The organism is Mesorhizobium sp. Primo-A, from assembly GCF_003997175.1.
In the GTDB taxonomy this organism is placed as follows: Bacteria; Pseudomonadota; Alphaproteobacteria; order Rhizobiales; family Rhizobiaceae; genus Mesorhizobium; species Mesorhizobium ciceri.
In genome coordinates this window covers 31,292-46,879 of record NZ_RZTG01000001.1, presented here as the reverse complement: position 1 = coordinate 46,879, position 15,588 = coordinate 31,292, and the positions used below count along the sequence as shown (strand labels likewise).

At 64.4% G+C, this 15,588-nt stretch carries 15 protein-coding genes; 7 read left to right on the top strand and 8 right to left on the bottom strand.

The window, feature by feature from the left end:
- Positions 1-58 precede the first annotated feature (58 nt).
- The 5 genes from EOC83_RS00235 to EOC83_RS00215 are packed head-to-tail and all read right to left on the bottom strand — an operon-like array spanning position 59 to position 5,629.
- Positions 59-643: a sarcosine oxidase subunit gamma gene (locus EOC83_RS00235; protein ID WP_063168972.1), complete on the bottom strand. Its 585-nt coding sequence runs from the start codon at positions 641-643 to the stop codon at positions 59-61.
- A complete protein-coding gene (locus EOC83_RS00230; protein WP_063168973.1) occupies positions 636-3,632 on the bottom strand; it encodes a sarcosine oxidase subunit alpha in 2,997 nt (998 codons plus the stop codon). The genes EOC83_RS00235 and EOC83_RS00230 overlap by 8 nt, the downstream gene beginning before the upstream one ends.
- A complete protein-coding gene (locus EOC83_RS00225) occupies positions 3,629-3,925 on the bottom strand; it encodes a sarcosine oxidase subunit delta (protein ID WP_013529658.1) in 297 nt (98 codons plus the stop codon). The genes EOC83_RS00230 and EOC83_RS00225 overlap by 4 nt, the downstream gene beginning before the upstream one ends.
- A gap of 10 nt (positions 3,926-3,935) precedes the next feature.
- Entirely contained in the window at positions 3,936-4,376 is a 441-nt protein-coding gene (locus EOC83_RS00220) for a hypothetical protein (protein WP_013529657.1), read from the bottom strand.
- Positions 4,376-5,629: a sarcosine oxidase subunit beta gene (locus EOC83_RS00215; RefSeq protein ID WP_063168974.1), complete on the bottom strand. Its 1,254-nt coding sequence runs from the start codon at positions 5,627-5,629 to the stop codon at positions 4,376-4,378. Before EOC83_RS00215 ends, EOC83_RS00220 begins: the two co-directional genes overlap by 1 nt.
- A gap of 269 nt (positions 5,630-5,898) precedes the next feature.
- Here EOC83_RS00215 and EOC83_RS00210 point away from each other — a divergent pair, with 269 nt between their 5' ends.
- The 7 genes from EOC83_RS00210 (at position 5,899) to EOC83_RS00180 (ending at position 11,508) form a co-directional block, all read left to right on the top strand.
- Complete coding sequence (locus tag EOC83_RS00210; RefSeq protein WP_063168975.1) at positions 5,899-6,657, top strand: SDR family oxidoreductase; 759 nt, start codon at positions 5,899-5,901, stop codon at positions 6,655-6,657.
- Between the two features lie 111 nt (positions 6,658-6,768).
- A complete protein-coding gene (locus EOC83_RS00205; protein ID WP_063168976.1) occupies positions 6,769-7,155 on the top strand; it encodes an SET domain-containing protein-lysine N-methyltransferase in 387 nt (128 codons plus the stop codon).
- 177 nt (positions 7,156-7,332) lie between these two features.
- Positions 7,333-7,611, top strand: coding sequence for a 30S ribosomal protein S21 (gene rpsU, locus EOC83_RS00200; protein WP_013529653.1), 279 nt, complete (start codon positions 7,333-7,335; stop codon positions 7,609-7,611).
- 138 nt (positions 7,612-7,749) lie between these two features.
- Positions 7,750-8,592 (top strand): tetratricopeptide repeat protein, encoded by an 843-nt coding sequence (locus EOC83_RS00195; RefSeq protein WP_013529652.1) that lies wholly within the window; start codon positions 7,750-7,752, stop codon positions 8,590-8,592.
- Positions 8,593-8,801: 209 nt separating this feature from the next.
- Positions 8,802-9,278, top strand: a complete 477-nt coding sequence (locus EOC83_RS00190; RefSeq protein WP_024502781.1) for a DUF992 domain-containing protein — start codon at positions 8,802-8,804, stop codon at positions 9,276-9,278.
- Positions 9,279-9,369: 91 nt separating this feature from the next.
- Positions 9,370-9,849, top strand: a complete 480-nt coding sequence (locus EOC83_RS00185) for a DUF992 domain-containing protein (RefSeq protein WP_063168977.1) — start codon at positions 9,370-9,372, stop codon at positions 9,847-9,849.
- A 222-nt stretch (positions 9,850-10,071) separates the two neighbouring features.
- A complete protein-coding gene (locus EOC83_RS00180; protein WP_063168978.1) occupies positions 10,072-11,508 on the top strand; it encodes an MFS transporter in 1,437 nt (478 codons plus the stop codon).
- Positions 11,509-11,523: 15 nt separating this feature from the next.
- Here the strand turns inward: EOC83_RS00180 and EOC83_RS00175 are convergent, their stop codons facing one another.
- Genes EOC83_RS00175 through kdpC form a run of 3 tightly spaced genes read right to left on the bottom strand, consistent with a single transcriptional unit; the run spans position 11,524 to position 15,563 of the window.
- Positions 11,524-12,216, bottom strand: a complete 693-nt coding sequence (locus tag EOC83_RS00175) for a response regulator transcription factor (RefSeq protein ID WP_063168979.1) — start codon at positions 12,214-12,216, stop codon at positions 11,524-11,526.
- Positions 12,213-14,942, bottom strand: a complete 2,730-nt coding sequence (locus tag EOC83_RS00170) for a sensor histidine kinase KdpD (protein WP_063168980.1) — start codon at positions 14,940-14,942, stop codon at positions 12,213-12,215. The genes EOC83_RS00175 and EOC83_RS00170 overlap by 4 nt, the downstream gene beginning before the upstream one ends.
- A gap of 54 nt (positions 14,943-14,996) precedes the next feature.
- A complete protein-coding gene (gene kdpC / locus EOC83_RS00165) occupies positions 14,997-15,563 on the bottom strand; it encodes a potassium-transporting ATPase subunit KdpC (RefSeq protein WP_063168981.1) in 567 nt (188 codons plus the stop codon).
- Positions 15,564-15,588 lie beyond the last annotated feature (25 nt).

The following is a 15,588-nucleotide window of genomic DNA, read 5'->3' as shown; positions in this document are numbered from 1 at the left end:
GCATTTCTCCCTCGGCGTGCGGATGCAGAACGAGCGTGCCCTGCAAAACGTTCCGAGTTCAGACCGCCGCGTCGCGCGATCCCTCGGACAGGAAAGTAAAGACATAGTCCGAGAAGGAACGCCAGCATTCGACCCGGAAGGCATCGGCGGCTGTGCGCAACAGCACGATCTCGGTCTTGCCCAGGATGGTGCGCGACGCCGCGCCCACCGGGAAGGCGTCGAGCGACAGATCCTGCGGGCAGCCCGCATTGATCGTCGCCGCTGCCCCCGCGCCCGTCACTGATATCGCGATGTTGCGATGCGAGATGCCGACCGCCGAGTGCAAAGCGGCAACCCCGGCGCAATCGGCCAGCGGATCGTTGCCGGCTTCATCGATGACAAGCCATTCGTCGGGGCCGAGCCACAAGGCGGTGCGCCCGCCCTTCGAGGAGGATGTCTTCGGCTTTTTCGGCAAGGTCACGCCGAGCGCCTTCGAAAGCGCTGCGGCCGAAGCCTCCGGCGCACGCAGCGAAATGCGCTCGGCCGGCGGCAGCACCTCGACCTTGACGGCGGCAGCAGTGGTGCTGCGTCCAGCCAGCGCCGGACGGCGCTCGACCGAAGGCGATGCAGCCGGAGCCGTCTTCCTTGCAGCGGCCTTAGCCATTGAGGCGCCCTCCCGTCTCGTCGAAGAACACCATGCCGGTAACCTCCACTTCGATCACCCCGTTCGGCATCGGCACGTAGAGCGTGTCGCCCATCCGGTCGCGGCCGCCGGCGACCAGCGCCAGCGCGATCGAGCGGCCGCAATTTTCCGACCAGTAGCTCGAGGTGACGTGACCGATCATCTTCATCGGGATCGCCTGCTTGGGGTCGGCGACGATCTGCGCGCCTTCCTCCAGCACCACCTTTGGGTCTTTCGTTTTCAAGCCGACCAGTTGCTTGCGGCCCTTGGCGACCAGGTCGGGCCGCGCCATGCCCCTGATACCGACGAAGTCGGTCTTCTTCTTGCCGACCGCCCAGTCGAGACCGGCATCGTTCGGCGTCACCGTGCCGTCAGTGTCCTGGCCGACGATGATGTAGCCCTTTTCGGCGCGCAGCACGTGCATCGCCTCGGTGCCGTAGGCGGCGGCGCCATGCTTCTGGCCTTCGGCCCAAAGCGCTTCCCAGACCGCCTGGCCATAGTCGGCAGGCACGTTGACCTCGAAGCCCCGCTCGCCGGTGAACGACATGCGGAACAACCTCGTCGGCACGCCGCAGATCTTGCCTTCGCGCACCGACATATGCGGCAGCGCCTCGTCCGACATGTCGATGCCTTCGACCAGCGACGCGATGATGTCGCGGGATTTTGGTCCCTGCACGGCGATGACAGCCCATTGTTCGGTGATCGAGGTCAGCCAGACATTGAGATGCGGGAACTCGGTCTGGAGATAGTCCTCCATGTGGTTCATGACACGCGGCGCGCCGCCGGTCGTCGTCGTCACATGGAAACGGTCGGGCGCCAGCCTGCCGACGACGCCGTCATCATAGATGAAACCGTCCTCGCGCAGCATGATGCCATAGCGGCAGCGGCCGGGTTCCAGCTTCTCCCAAGGGTTGGTGTAGAGCAGCTCCATGAATTTGGCCGCATCCGGCCCGACCACTTCGATCTTGCCCAGTGTCGAGGCATCGAACAGGCCGGCAGTCTTGCGCACGGCGACGCATTCGCGGTCGACAGCAGCATGCATGTCCTCGCCCGCCTTGGGGAAATACCAGGCGCGCTTCCACTGGCCGACATCCTCGAACACCGCGCCTTGCGCCTCGGCCCAGGGATGGATCGCCGTTTTACGCGTCGGGTCGAACAGCGGCCCGCGCGCATGGCTGACGATGGCGCCGAAGGTCACCGGCGTATAGGGCGCCCGGAACGTGGTCAGGCCGACCTCCGGGATCGGCTTTCCCAGCATCTCGGCGGCAATCGCCAGGCCGTGCATGTTGGAGGTCTTGCCCTGATCGGTGGCCATGCCGTTGGTGGTGAAGCGCTTGACGTGCTCGATCGAGCGCATGCCTTCGTGCACCGCCTGGCGGATATCCTTGGCGGTGACGTCGTTCTGGAAGTCGACAAACGCCTTCACCGTGGTGTCCGGCCCGGCGCCAGGAGCCGCACCCAGCATGCCGCGCGACCAGCTCTCCGAGGTGTCGACCTTCGGCTTCGTACCCTTGGCGGTTTTCGCGCCCGCATCCCTGGCCGCTTTGGCGCCCGCGGCATAGGCCTCGTCGACCGTCGCCGATAGGCCGTCGGTACCATTGCAGGCGCCGACAGAGACACAATCCTGCGCATAGGTGCCCGGCACGAAGCGCTTGGTCTCGTCGTTGAAGGCGACCTTGCCGCGCGACTGCGAGAACAGATGCACCGACGGCGTCCAGCCGGCCGACATCAGGATCGCGTCGACTGGAATGATGCGTTCGCCGCCGCCATTCTTCGGCTGCACCGTCATCGAGGAAACGCGCAGCTTGCCGCCGGCGCGGATCACCGCGCGGCCGAAATTGACCTCGATGCCGAGCGCCCTCGCCTCGTCGATCACCGGTCCGGTCGGATTGTCGCGCAGATCGACGATCGCCGCCACGTTGACGCCGGCCTTCTTCAGGTCGATCGCCGCTGCATAGGCGGAATCATTGGCGGTGTAGACGCCGACATTCCTGCCGACCGCGACGCCATAGTGGTTGAGATAGGTGCGCGCGGCACCCGCCAGCATGATGCCCGGGCGGTCGTTGTCGGCGAACACCATGTGGCGCTCGATGGCGCCCGAGGCCAGCACCACGCGCTTGGCCCTGACTTGCCACAGCCGCTCGCGCGCCAGATCGTGGCCGGGAGCCTTCAGATGATCGCTGACACGCTCGACCAGGCCGACGAAATTCTGCGCGTAATAGCCAAACGCCGTCGTGCGCGGGAGCACGCGGACATTGTCCATCGCGGCGAGCTTCGCCACGGCAGCTTGCGCCCAGGCAAAGCCGTCCTGGCCGTCGATTTTCGCGCCGCTCTCGAAACGCAGGCTGCCGCCGAACTCGGCCTGCTCGTCGGCGAGGATGACCCGCACGCCGGTCTCCGCCGCTGCCAATGCCGCAGCGATGCCCGCCGCACCGCCGCCCAGCACCAGCACGTCGCAATGCGCATAGCGTGACGAATAATGGTCGGGATCGGGCTGGTCCGGGGAAACTCCAAGACCGGCCGCGGCGCGGATCTTGGGCTCGTACAGGCTCTTCCATGCCGCCTTCGGCCACATGAAGGTCTTGTAGTAGAAGCCGGCCGAAAACATCGGCGACGCGATGTCGTTGACCGCACCGACGTCGAAGGACAGCGACGGCCAGCGGTTCTGCGACTGCGCCTCGAGCCCGTCATAAAGCTCCTGCACAGTCGCGCGCACGTTCGGCGTCTTGCGTGCCGCGTCGCGCCTGATTTCGACCAGCGCGTTCGGCTCCTCGGCGCCCGCCGACAGGATGCCGCGCGGACGGTGGTACTTGAACGAACGGCCGACCAGATGGACGCCATTGGCGAGCAGCGCCGAGGCCAGCGTGTCGCCCTCGATGCCGGCATAGGACTGGCCATCGAAGCTGAAACGCGCGGTCTTGGCTTGGCTGAAGCGGCCGGCGCCGGAAATGCGGTACGACGCGCCGCTCATTTGCCAACTCCTGGCAGCTTGGAGGGTTTGGGTTCGCCGGCCTTGTAGGTCATGACGAACCTGTCGGTGACGGTGTCGCGCACGGCGTTGAAGAAACGCGCGCAGCCATGCATGTGCCGCCACCGCTCATAGATGATGCCCTTGGGGTTGGAGCGGATGAAGAAGAACTTTTCGAAATCGTCGTCGCTCTCGCCGGCCATATTGGCCGAGCGCGCGATATGCGCCTCGCCGGCGTTGCGGAACTCGAGTTCCGGACGCTCTTCCTCGCAATAGGGGCAGCGGATGAGAAGCATTTGTTCGTTCCTACAATTCGCCGTGGCCGACGCGGGCGCCCGCCGGTTGATCGCAAAGCTTCTGTCCCAGGGTCGCGAACGGCGCGACGAGCCGGATGCGTTCCTCCACGCTTGCAGCGGGACGAAACAGATCGCGCGACGCCATGTTGCCGAGAGTGAGTTGCATCGGATCGGTGGTGACGATGACTTGACGCGGCTGGAATGTCTCGTCTTCGTCAAGCCCTTCGGGACGTCCCTCGAAGAACATCACCACCCGCTGGCCGCCGCTCCAGACGCAGGCCAGCGTGCCGTCGTCGACCGAAAACGGCCAGACGGTCTCGTTGCCGGTGCGGCTGATCGGTTGCGTGCGCACTTCGTCAGCCGACGGAAAATGGAACATGCCCCGTTCCCCCGCCAGCACGTGTTCCCCCGCCAGAATCAGCGGCATCGCGACAGCCATCCCAGCCATCATCAGTGCGCCACCGCCGCCGCCGCCGCCTCGTCGATGAGCCGGCCGGTGCGGAAGCGCTCGATGGTGAAGGGCGCATTGATCGGATGCGGATCGTCTTTGGCGATGGTGTGGGCAAAGACATGGCCCGAGCCCGGCGTCGCCTTGAAGCCGCCCGTGCCCCAGCCACAATTGACATAAAGCCCGGGCACCGGCGTCTTGGCCAGGATCGGCGAGCGGTCGGGCGTGACGTCGACGATGCCGCCCCACGAGCGCAGCATCTTCATGCGCGTGAAGATCGGGAACATCTCGCAGATGGCGTCCAGCGTGTGCTGCAATATGTGCAGGCCGCCGGTCTGCGAATAGGAGACATACTGGTCGGTGCCGGCGCCGATCACCAGCTCGCCCTTGTCGGACTGCGAGATATAGGCGTGCACCGTGTTCGACATGACCACGCAGGGCACCACCGGCTTGACCGGTTCCGACACCAGCGCCTGCAATGGATAACTCTCCAGCGGCATGCGCACGCCGGCCATGTTCATGATCACTGAGGAATGGCCGGCGGCAACGACGCCGACCTTCTTGGCACCGATGAAGCCGCGCGTCGTGTCGACGCCCAAAACCGCGCCATTGGCCGCCCGCTTGACCCCGGTGACCTCGCAATTCTGAATGATATGGACGCCGCGCGCCGAGGCGCCGCGCGCATAGCCCCAGGCAACCGCATCGTGGCGCGCCGTGCCGCCGCGCCGCTGCAGCGCCGCACCGACCACCGGATAGCGCGCATCCCTGGAGGTGTTGAGCGGCGGGCAGAATTCCTTCGCCTGCTCCGGCGTCAGCCACTCATTGTCGATACCGTTCAGCCGGTTGGCGTGCACGTGGCGCTTCAGCACCTGCACGTCGTGCACATTGTGCGCGAGCATCATGACGCCGCGCGCCGAATACATGACGTTGTAGTTGAGCTCCTGGCTCAGCCCATCCCACAGCTTCAGTGCATGGTCGTAGATGCCGGCGCTCTCGTCATAGAGATAGTTGGAGCGGATGATGGTGGTGTTGCGGCCTGTGTTGCCGCCGCCGAGCCAGCCCCTTTCCAGCACCGCGACATTGGTGATGCCGTGAACCGTGGCGAGGTAATAGGCGGTGGCCAGGCCATGGCCGCCGGCGCCGACGATGATGACGTCGTATTCTTTCCTGGGCTCAGGCGAGGACCACTGTTCTTCCCAGCCCTTGTGGCCGCGCATGGCTTCACGGGCGATGGCGAATACCGAATATTTCTTCAACGTCCCAACCTCGCCCCAAAAAGGCTTCGCGAATGGCGGCCGGCGTTCAGTCGGTCCCGGCGCGCGAGGTGTATCACTAGCGAAACAGCGCTTCCACCCTTGCGCTGTTTGCGACGGCGCTTGCCGTTTTGCGCCGTGGTGAAAAAGACGCATCCGGCGCGTCGGCGCTTTCCAGCATCTTGGCGGGTATCGGGTGGCTCGCCTGGCCTCGATCTGCGACCAAGCATCCCAACTGCCGGTCAAGCCGGCGCGAAGAAAAGGATGCAAAAATGTTCGCACTCGCAAACAAGATCGCCATCGTCACCGGCGCCAGTTCCGGCATCGGCCGCGCCACGGCAAAACTCTTCGCGGAGGAAGGCGCCAAGGTCATCGTCGCCGCCCGCCGCCAGGCCGAGCTCGACGCGCTTGTCGCCGAAATCGCGGATGCCGATGGCATCGCCATCGCGCTTGCCGGCGATGTCCGCGACGAAGCCTACGCAAAGGCCCTTGTCGATCTGGCGGTCGAAAAATTCGGCGGGCTCGACATCGCCTTCAACAATGCCGGCGCTGTCGGCCTGATGGGACCGATAGCCGAACTGCCGCTGGAAGGCTGGCGCGAGACGCTCGACACCAATCTCACCAGCGCGTTTCTCGGCGCCAAATACCAGGTGCCGGCAATGGTCGAGCGTGGCGGTGGTTCGCTGATCTTCACCTCCACCTTCGTCGGCCACACAGTCGGCATGCCAGGCATGACCAGTTATGCCGCGAGCAAGGCCGGCCTGATCGGACTGACACAGGTGCTTGCCGCCGAATACGGCCCGAAAGGCGTGCGGGTCAACGCGCTGCTGCCCGGCGGCACAGACACGCCGGCGGCAACCTTCAAGACCCCGGAATCACGGGCCTTCGTCGAAGGCCTGCATGCTTTGAAGCGTGTCGCTATGCCGGAGGAGATCGCTCGCTCGGCGCTCTATCTCGCCTCCGATGCCTCGAGCTTTACCACCGGAGCCGCTCTGTTTGCCGATGGCGGCGTGTCGATCAACCGGACGTGAAGACTTTTCGCGTCCGGAATGCATGTTCATAGCCGCCAGGCAGACGGCCGGTCTTGATTTTTCGCCGCGATTTGGCGATGCCGTTTCTGTCCAAAAGCGGGGTCTGGAACTATGTTGTTGATCAGAACCTATGTGACTGCGAGTGCGATCGAAGGCGTCGGCGTGTTCGCTGCGGAGCCGATCAGGAAAGGGGCTTCGATCTGGCGGCTCGATCCGGATTTCGACCGACTGGTCCCCATGGACAAATACGAAGCGGCCCCCCCGCATCTCAGGGAACTGCTCGACCGCTATGCCTATCCCAGCCCCGACCGGCCAGGTTTCATGGTCTATGAAGTCGACAATGGCCGCTTCATGAACCATTCCAGCAATCCGAATACGGATTTTTCGCAATATGGCGGGGCCACCGCGACCCGCGACATCGCCGTGGGCGAGGAGATCACCTGCGACTACGGCGAGTTCTTCGAGGATTTCGAGCGGCTGCACCTCGCGACGGCCTAGTCGGCTCCTTATCTCAAGGCAAACAGACTGCGGCTGGCACCGCAAATTCATTTCCGCTGTGGACAGCGCGGCATGATTCTGCTATCAGCCGCCACAATTCGTGGTGTAAACCGCCGCGGAGGCTAGCGGCTATGATCGCTTGCCTGTTGATATCAAACCCGAAAGACAGGATTGCCCGTGCAGGTACTCGTCCGCGACAATAACGTTGATCAGGCGCTTCGCGCTCTCAAGAAGAAGATGCAGCGCGAGGGCATTTTCCGCGAAATGAAGATGCGCGGTCACTACGAGAAGCCGTCCGAGAAGCGCGCCCGCGAAAAGGCTGAAGCCGTTCGCCGCGCCCGCAAGCTGGCCCGCAAGCGCGCCCAGCGCGAAGGCCTGCTGCCGATGACGCCGCGCCCTGTTGCTGCCGGCGCCGCTGGTGGTGCAGCTGGCGCTCCGCGTCCGCCGCGGTTCTAACGCCAATTTTTCGTCCTTTTCGAAGGATATCAGAGGTGGCGCGATGTGGAATCGCCGCCACCTTTTTGTTTTGATGTGACCGGTCCGGAGGGGGAGCCGGATCTGAACGACGCGGCTTGAAGTGAGGACAGGGCAGACATGAACGCAACGAGCGTGGAGCGCGGGACCGCATTGCGTGGTTTCGCCCTGACAGCGGCCCTGCTCTCCGGACTGGCGCTTGCCGGCTGCCAAACGGCGGGCCCGACCGGTGAATTCAACAACATCGACAAGGCGCAAGGCTCGAGCGAGAACATTTCCTCGCTGTCGGCGGTCATCCAGCGCAATCCCCAGGATCCCGAAGGCTACAATGTGCGCGGCTCGGCCTATGGCCGTGGCGGCCAATACCAGGCGGCGCTCAAGGATTTCAATCAAGCCATCCAGCTCAATCCGAATTTCTTCCAGGCCTATTCGAATCGTGCGCTCATCCAGCGCTTCCTCGGCAACCAGGAAGCCGCGCTCGCGGACTACAACCGTTCGATCCAGATCAACTCGAACTATGACGCCGCCTATATCGGCCGCGGCAATCTCTACCGCAAGGCGGGTCGCACCCAGGACGCCTTCAACGACTTTCAGAAGGCGATCCAGCTCGATACGACCGACGCGCGCGCCTACCACAATCGAGGCCTGATCTATCAGAGCCAGGGCCAGCACAAATTCGCCATCGAGGATTTCTCGACCGCCATCTCGCTGGCGCCGGACGCCGCCGAGCCCTACAACGGCCGCGGCCTCTCCTATCTGGCGACCAATGACGAGGACAACGCCTTCTCCGATTTCAACATGGCGATCAAGCTCGACGGCAAGAACGCCGAGGCCTGGGCCAACCAGGCGCTGATCTACGAGCGGCGCGGTGACAAGGCGAAAGCCGCGAAATCCTATAAGGAAGCCGTTCGCCTCGACCCGACCTACCAGCCGGCCAAGGATGGCCTCGCCCGCGTCAGCTGATCTCGGTTTCGGCAAACGCTTCCCATACAAATCCGCGTGACATCCAAATGCCGCGGGATCCTTGGCGTGTCCGAAAAGACGCACTTCGCAACCGCGCATTAACCCCGGCAGGAGGCTTTCGGCCCCTGCCTTGATCGCGCCAAGTTTTCAGCGGAACGGTCTGGCCTCCCAAGCCGTTATCGAAAAGCAATTTGCGAAAGGACCCTCCCATGATCAAGAAACTCGCCTGCGCCGCTGCCCTCGCCACGACGATGTTCGCGGTGGCTCCAGCCAGCGCCGGCAAGCTGCAACTCGGCACGCTCGATTGCACCATCGACGGCGGCACCGCTTATATCGTCGCTTCCAACAAGGGCGTGTCCTGTGTCTTCCGGCCTCATCATCACGGGCCGTCCGAGGTTTACACAGGCGTCATCTCCAAGATCGGCCTCGATGTCGGCCAGACGCATCAGGGCCAGCTCGTTTGGGCCGTGCTGGCTGCGACCCGGGACCGTGACGGAGGCGATCTCGCCGGCAGCTATTACGGCGTCAACGCCGAGGCGAGCGTGGTGACCGGCGGCGGCGCCAATCTGCTGGTTGGCGGCTTGGACAGCGCCTTCATGCTGGAGCCGCTCAGCGTCCAGGCGCAGACCGGCGTCAACCTTGCCGTGGCCGTGACCTCGCTCCAGCTGATCCATTCATTCAAGTGATCGCATGGAGCCGTGCGCTCCATGACCCCTCACCCCGCGGCGCGGAACCAGATAGGATGGTTCCGCGCCGTTGATTTTTGAGGGGACCATCATGCTGAAGACAGCCATCGCTGCCATATTCGCTACCGTGTTTGTCGGAGCAGCGCAGGCGCAGGACCGAGGCATAGAGCTCGGTACGCTTGACTGTGCCATTGGCGGCGGCACCGGCTTCATCTTCGGCTCGAGCAAGGATCTGAGCTGCACCTTCAACCCCGCCGACAAGAGCTTCGCGTCGGAAGCCTATTTCGGCGCCGTCAACAAATACGGCCTCGACATCGGCACGACGAAGCAGACGGTCATGCAGTGGATCGTGCTGACGCCGCTGAAGAACATCTACGCGCCGGGTGCGCTGGCCGGCGACTACATCGGCGCCAGCGCCGAGGTGACGGCCGCCGTCGGCGCCGGCGCCAATCTGCTGGTCGGCGGCTCCTCGCAAGCCTTCACCTTGCAGCCGCTCAGCTTGCAGACGCAGACCGGCATGAACCTCGCGATCGGCGTCAGCCAGTTCCAGCTGCGCAGCACCGAGAACTGATCGCGCAACGAACCCGCCAATCGGAAAGGCTGCCGCGCGAACGGTCCTCAAAAAACCGCTTGAGCTCAACCCCGGTTGAGGTTTTACAAGCCTGCCCCGAACGAAACAACGCCTCGATGCGGCGCCCGATCCGGCGCTGTCGAACCGCATGGTCCTGCCGGAAAGCCGCACTGGCTTCTGGCGTCCTGCGCTGGCGTCGAGATATGCAAGACAGGGGTGGAAATGACCGAGATCAGCACAAACAAGGTCGACTGGCGCGGATTATGGGCAAGCGGCGACCTGGCGCGCTTCTGCTTCATCAGCCTCGGCATCCTGTTGCACGCCACCAACGAGACGATGGTGGCAACGGTGATGCCGGCCATGGTCGGCGAACTGGCGGGCGTGCAGCTCGTCGGCTGGTCGCTGGCGATCTACGAACTCGGTGCCATCGTTGCCGGCGCGGCCGCCGGACGGCTGGTGAGTTATGTCCCCTTGCGCACCAACATGGTGGTCGCAGCCCTGCTCTACGCAGCAGGCGCCCTGATCTGCGCCACCTCGCCTTCCATGCAACTGTTCCTCGCCGGCCGCCTGATCGAAGGACTTGGCGGCGGTGCGCTGGTGTCGCTGGCCTTCGTCTCGGTCGAACGACTGTTCTCGCGCGCCATCTGGCCGCAGCTTTTCGGCATCATGTCGGCGATCTGGGGCGTCGCCGCCTTCAGCGGACCATTGCTCGGCGCGATCATGACCGAGCTTTTGTCATGGCGCTGGGCCTTCGGCATCTTCACCCTCGGCGGCGCAGCCATGGCGCTGGCAAGTTTCATCGTGCTCGACACGCCGGAGGCGACGAGGCCGAAGGCGAGCGCAGGCGGGGCGCCGCCCTTCCCGTTCGCGGCCCTTGCCTGCCTTGCCGTTGCCGTGGTGCTGATCGCCTCGGCCGGCGTCGACATCGCCTTGCTGCGCTCTTCGCTGCTGATGGCCTTCGGCCTCATCGGCCTGCTGCTGTTCTTCACCATCGACGCGCTGAAGCCGCTTTCGCGGCTGTTCCCGGCGCGGCTGTTCTCATGGCGCACGCCGGTCGGCGCCGGCATGACCATGGTTGCCGCTTTTTCGGTGGCCACCTGTTCCTTCGGCGTCTACGGGCCGCTGCTGCTGACCAGCCTTCACGACATTCCGCTGCTGACCACCGGCTACATCATCGCCGCCGAATCGATCGCCTGGTCGATCCTGTCGATCCTGGTCGCCAACGCGCCGCCGCGGCGCGAGCGGCTGATCATCATCGGCGGCGCGGTGATGATCGCGGCCGGCATCGCCGGCTTTGCCTACACGATACCCCTGGGCTCCATCCCGCTCATCCTGATCTGTGCCCTGTTGCAAGGCGGCGGCTTCGGCATCGCCTGGCCGTTCCTGACACGCGTCATCGTCGCCTCCGCCCCGAAGAGCGAGCAGACCATCGCCTCGGCGGCGGTGCCGACCATGCAGCGCATCGGCTACGCCGTGGGTGCAGCCCTTGCCGGCATCGTCGCCAATGCCAGCGGCTTTTCGCAAGGTTTGAACCACGACGCGGCGGCGAATGTCGCGTCCTGGCTGTTTCTTGCCTTCGTCCCGCTCGGCATTGTCGGCTGTCTCGCGGCCTTGCGGGTTTCCAAGCCGCTTGGCCAGCAGCTGGAAGCTACTGGCTAGAAGCGCCCAACCCGCTCATTCGACCTCGCGCAGGCGGTAGCCGACGCCGGTCTCGGTGGTGATGTAGCGTGGCTGGTCGGGGCTCTTCTCGATCTTCTGCCTGAGCTGGCGCACATAGACCCTGAGATACTGCACGTCGGACGAGTCGCCCCAGACCTGCTTCAACAGGAAATGGTGGGTCAGCACCTTGCCGGCGTGCTGCACCAGCATGCGCAGGATGTCGTATTCCTTCGGCGACAGCTTTACCTCCTTGCCCTCGACCTTGACGATGCGCTTGACCAGATCGACGCTGAGATCGCCGGTCTGGAAAATCGGCTTCTCTCCCTGCTGCTGGAACTTGTGGCGGAGCGCCACGCGGATGCGTGCGACCAGTTCGTTCATGCCGAAGGGTTTGGTGACATAGTCGTCGGCGCCGAGCTCCAGGGCCTGGACGATACCGGCCTCGTCGGTCCGGCTGGACAGGATGACCACCGGAATGTCGAGGCCGTCGTCGCGCCATTTGCGCAGCAACTCATGGCCGCTAATGCCGGGCAGGCCAAGGTCGAGCAGGACGAGGTCCGGCTTCTCCGCCTCCATCAGCTCGATGGCCGCCCTGGCATTCGGCGCCTCGCTGATCGCGTAGCCCTGGCTGCCGAGGCCGACGCGCAGCAGCTTGCGGATCGGCGGCTCGTCATCGACGACCAGTATCCTGACGTTCGAGTTTGTCATGCCAGGTCACCCACATCGTCGGTATTCGAAGCGTCGAAGTTGGGCGGATTTGCCGGCTTGGGCATTTTGATGGTGAAGACCGCGCCCGAACCGTCGGTCCGGTTTGCCGCCGTGATCGTGCCACCCATCGCCTCTATGAAGCCGCGGCAGATCGACAGGCCGAGCCCGGTGCCGGCGCGGATCTGGTCGCGCTTGCGCACCCGGTAGAAGGTGTCGAAAATCCGTTCCAGATCGCCGGGAGGAATGCCCGGCCCTTCATCCATGATCTGCAGCAGGACGGAGCCATTGTCGGTCCAGCCCTGGACGCGGATCGTCGAGCCGGCCGGGGCATATTTCGCCGCATTGTCGAGAAGATTGAACAACGCTTGCTCGAACAGCACCGGGTCGACCTTCAACATCGGCAAATCCCTGGGGATGTCCGTCTCGATCTTGTGCTCGCCGATGATTTTCCTGGCCCTTTGCAGGGCGGAGCCGACGATGTCGCCGACATAGTGAAAGGCGTAGTTCGGCTCCATCGCGCCGGACTCGATCTTGGTCATGTCGAGCAGATTGGCGATGAAGCGGTTCAACCGCTCGGATTCGTCGAGCACCGTCGACAGCAGTTCGGCCCGATCCGGTTCGGGAAGTGCTGCTGAAAAATCCCGCAGCGTGCCGGCGGCGCCCATGATGGCGGCGAGCGGCGTCTTCAGATCATGGGAAATGGAGGTGAGCAGCGCCGAGCGCAGCCTGTCCGCCTCGGCGGCGAGCTTGGCCCGGTCGACGTCGGCGACCAGTTGGATACGCTCGATGGCGACTGCCGCCTGGTCGGCCAGTGCGTCGAGAAGCCGCTGCTGCTCGGGCGTCAGCAACGGTCCCTGCTTGTCGTTGTCGAGGCCGACGACGCCGATGGCCGTGCGCCCGGTCCGCAAGGGCAGATAGAGGCGCTTGGCACCCGGAAGCGTGTCGGCGCCGCGACCTGCGGCACGATTGTGCTCCCAGGCCCAGCGGGCGGCGGCGATGTCGGCTTCGGCCAGCGTGTCATCAGGCGGATAGCCGGCCTTGACGGTGATCGTCCCGTCTTCCGGCAAAAGCAGCACCACGCGCAGCTTCAGCATCGAGGCGATCTGGAAGGCGGTGGCCCAGAGGACGTCGTCCAGCGTCCCGGCGCCGGCGAGCTTCTTCGAAAAGAGGTAGATATCCTCCGTCGCCCGCGCCCGCGAGCGGGCGGCGACCGCCTGGCGCTGCACGCGCGCCGTCAGATTGCTGGCAATGACCGCAACGACGAGAAAGACGCCAAGCGCGACGATGCTCTCCGGATCCCTGATCGTCAGCGTATAGCGCGGCTCCAGGAAGAAATAATTGAAAGCAAGGGCGCTGACGAAACAAGCATACAGAGCCGGCCACAGGCCGCCGGTCACCGCCGATGCCAGCACCCCGATGAGCAGAATGATCGCCAGATTGCGAACGTCGAGAAACTGATCGAGAAGGACGGCGAAGGCGAGCGAGCCGATGACAAAGGCCGTCGCCTTGAGATAGGGCCAGATTTCGAACTGCCACTGCTCGTCGGCCGCCTTGACGCTCCGCGACGCCGCCTCGGTGCCGCGTTCGCTTCCCGAAATGACATGGACGCTGATATCGCCGGCATTGCGGATGAGATCGTAGGTGAGCGAGCCTTCGATCAATTCGCGCCAGCGCGACCGGGTCGGCCTGCCGACGACGATATGGGTAAAATTGTTCGCCGTCGCATAACGCACGATGTCCTGCGCCACATTCTGACCCGGAATGGTCGTCACCTCGGCGCCAAGCTGCTGGGCAAGGCGCAGGTTCGTCGCCAGCCGGTCCTTGTCATTCTCGGGCATGCTGGCCGAGCGCGTGCTGTCGACGTGCAGCGCCGTCCACGGCGCACGCAGCCGGTCGGCCAGCCTGCGCGCATAGCGCACGCGGGCCGCTCCTCCAGGTCGCGCGTCGAGGCAGACGAGGACCCTTTCGCCTGCCGCCCACGGTCCTGGAATGGCGTGCGCCTGCATATGGATGAGCAACTGGTCGTCGACACGCTGCGCGGTGCGGCGCAGCGCCAGTTCCCTGAGCGCCGTCAGATTGCCCGGCGAGAAATAGTTCTCGATCGCGCGCTGCGCGGTGTTGGGGAAATAGACCTTGCCTTCCTCGAGCCGCTTGATCAGGTCGTCGGGGGTGAGATCGATGATCTCGACATCGTCGGCCTGGTCGATGATGGAATCGGGAACCGTCTCGCGAACCCTGACCTTGGTGATCTGGGCGACGACGTCGTTCAGGCTTTCGACATGCTGGATGTTAAGCGTCGTATAGACGTCGATGCCGTGCGTCAGGATCTCCTGGACGTCGAGGTAGCGCTTGGGGTGGCGGCTGCCGGGCGCGTTGGTGTGGGCGAGCTCGTCGACAAGAACCAGCGCCGGGCGCCGGGCGAGGATGGCGTCGATATCCATCTCGTCGAGGATACGCCCCTTGTAGTCGACCTTGCGGCGGGGAATGACCTCATAGCCCTCGACCAGGGCCGTTGTTTCCTTGCGGCCATGCGTCTCGACGACGCCGATCACCACATCCACGCCGTCGGCCAGCCTGGCGCGGCCCGACATCAGCATCTCATAGGTTTTGCCGACGCCCGGTGCCGCGCCGAGGAAAATTCTCAGGCGGCCGCGACCCTCCCGCTCGGCATGGTCAAGCAGTGCGTCGGGCGAGGGTCTGGTGTCGCTGCTTCTGTCGTCAGGCATCGGGATCGATCATGGATGGCGCCGGGGGTACTGTCGATCCCCGGCCGCCGCCATTCACTCTTTCGCTACGTCCAGCGCAAGGTTGAGGCCAAGCACATTGACCACAGGCTCGCCCATGAAGCCGAGTTCCCTGCCCTCGACTTGGGCATCGACAAGCGCCTTGACCCTGGCTTCCTCGATGCCCCTGGCCTTGGCCACCCGAGCGACCTGGAAGTAGGCGGCTTCCGGGCTGATGTCGGGATCGAGGCCACTGCCGGACGTCGTCACCAGATCCATCGGAACAGGCTGGTTCGGGTTTTCCGCTTTCAACTTCTCGGCGTCGCCCTTGATGCGGTCGATCAGCTTGGGACTGGTCGGGCCGAGATTGCTGCCGCTCGAGGAGGCTGCATTGTAGCCGTCGCCGGCAGCCGAAGGGCGGCCGTGGAAATACTTGTCGCTGGCAAACCCCTGGCCGATCGATTCGGAGCCGATGATCTTGCCGTCCCTCTCGACCAGGCTGCCATTGGCCTGCCGCGGAAACAGCGCCTGGGCGATGCCGGTCATGCCCAGGGGATAGATCAGGCCGGTCAGGACCGTGAAGAAGACGATCATGATGATCGCGGGTCTTATCTGGGTGAGCATGGAGATGTTCCTCAAAGCAATTCCA

Coding starts and splice junctions, on each gene's coding strand:
- EOC83_RS00235 (WP_063168972.1), bottom strand. CDS start 643: ATGGCTAAGGCCGCTGCAAGGAAGACGGCTCCGGCTGCATCGCCTTCG.
- EOC83_RS00230 (WP_063168973.1), bottom strand. CDS start 3,632: ATGAGCGGCGCGTCGTACCGCATTTCCGGCGCCGGCCGCTTCAGCCAA.
- EOC83_RS00225 (WP_013529658.1), bottom strand. CDS start 3,925: ATGCTTCTCATCCGCTGCCCCTATTGCGAGGAAGAGCGTCCGGAACTC.
- EOC83_RS00220 (WP_013529657.1), bottom strand. CDS start 4,376: ATGATGGCTGGGATGGCTGTCGCGATGCCGCTGATTCTGGCGGGGGAA.
- EOC83_RS00210 (WP_063168975.1), top strand. CDS start 5,899: ATGTTCGCACTCGCAAACAAGATCGCCATCGTCACCGGCGCCAGTTCC.
- EOC83_RS00205 (WP_063168976.1), top strand. CDS start 6,769: ATGTTGTTGATCAGAACCTATGTGACTGCGAGTGCGATCGAAGGCGTC.
- EOC83_RS00195 (WP_013529652.1), top strand. CDS start 7,750: ATGAACGCAACGAGCGTGGAGCGCGGGACCGCATTGCGTGGTTTCGCC.
- EOC83_RS00190 (WP_024502781.1), top strand. CDS start 8,802: ATGATCAAGAAACTCGCCTGCGCCGCTGCCCTCGCCACGACGATGTTC.
- EOC83_RS00185 (WP_063168977.1), top strand. CDS start 9,370: ATGCTGAAGACAGCCATCGCTGCCATATTCGCTACCGTGTTTGTCGGA.
- EOC83_RS00180 (WP_063168978.1), top strand. CDS start 10,072: ATGACCGAGATCAGCACAAACAAGGTCGACTGGCGCGGATTATGGGCA.
- EOC83_RS00175 (WP_063168979.1), bottom strand. CDS start 12,216: ATGACAAACTCGAACGTCAGGATACTGGTCGTCGATGACGAGCCGCCG.
- EOC83_RS00170 (WP_063168980.1), bottom strand. CDS start 14,942: ATGCCTGACGACAGAAGCAGCGACACCAGACCCTCGCCCGACGCACTG.
- kdpC (WP_063168981.1), bottom strand. CDS start 15,563: ATGCTCACCCAGATAAGACCCGCGATCATCATGATCGTCTTCTTCACG.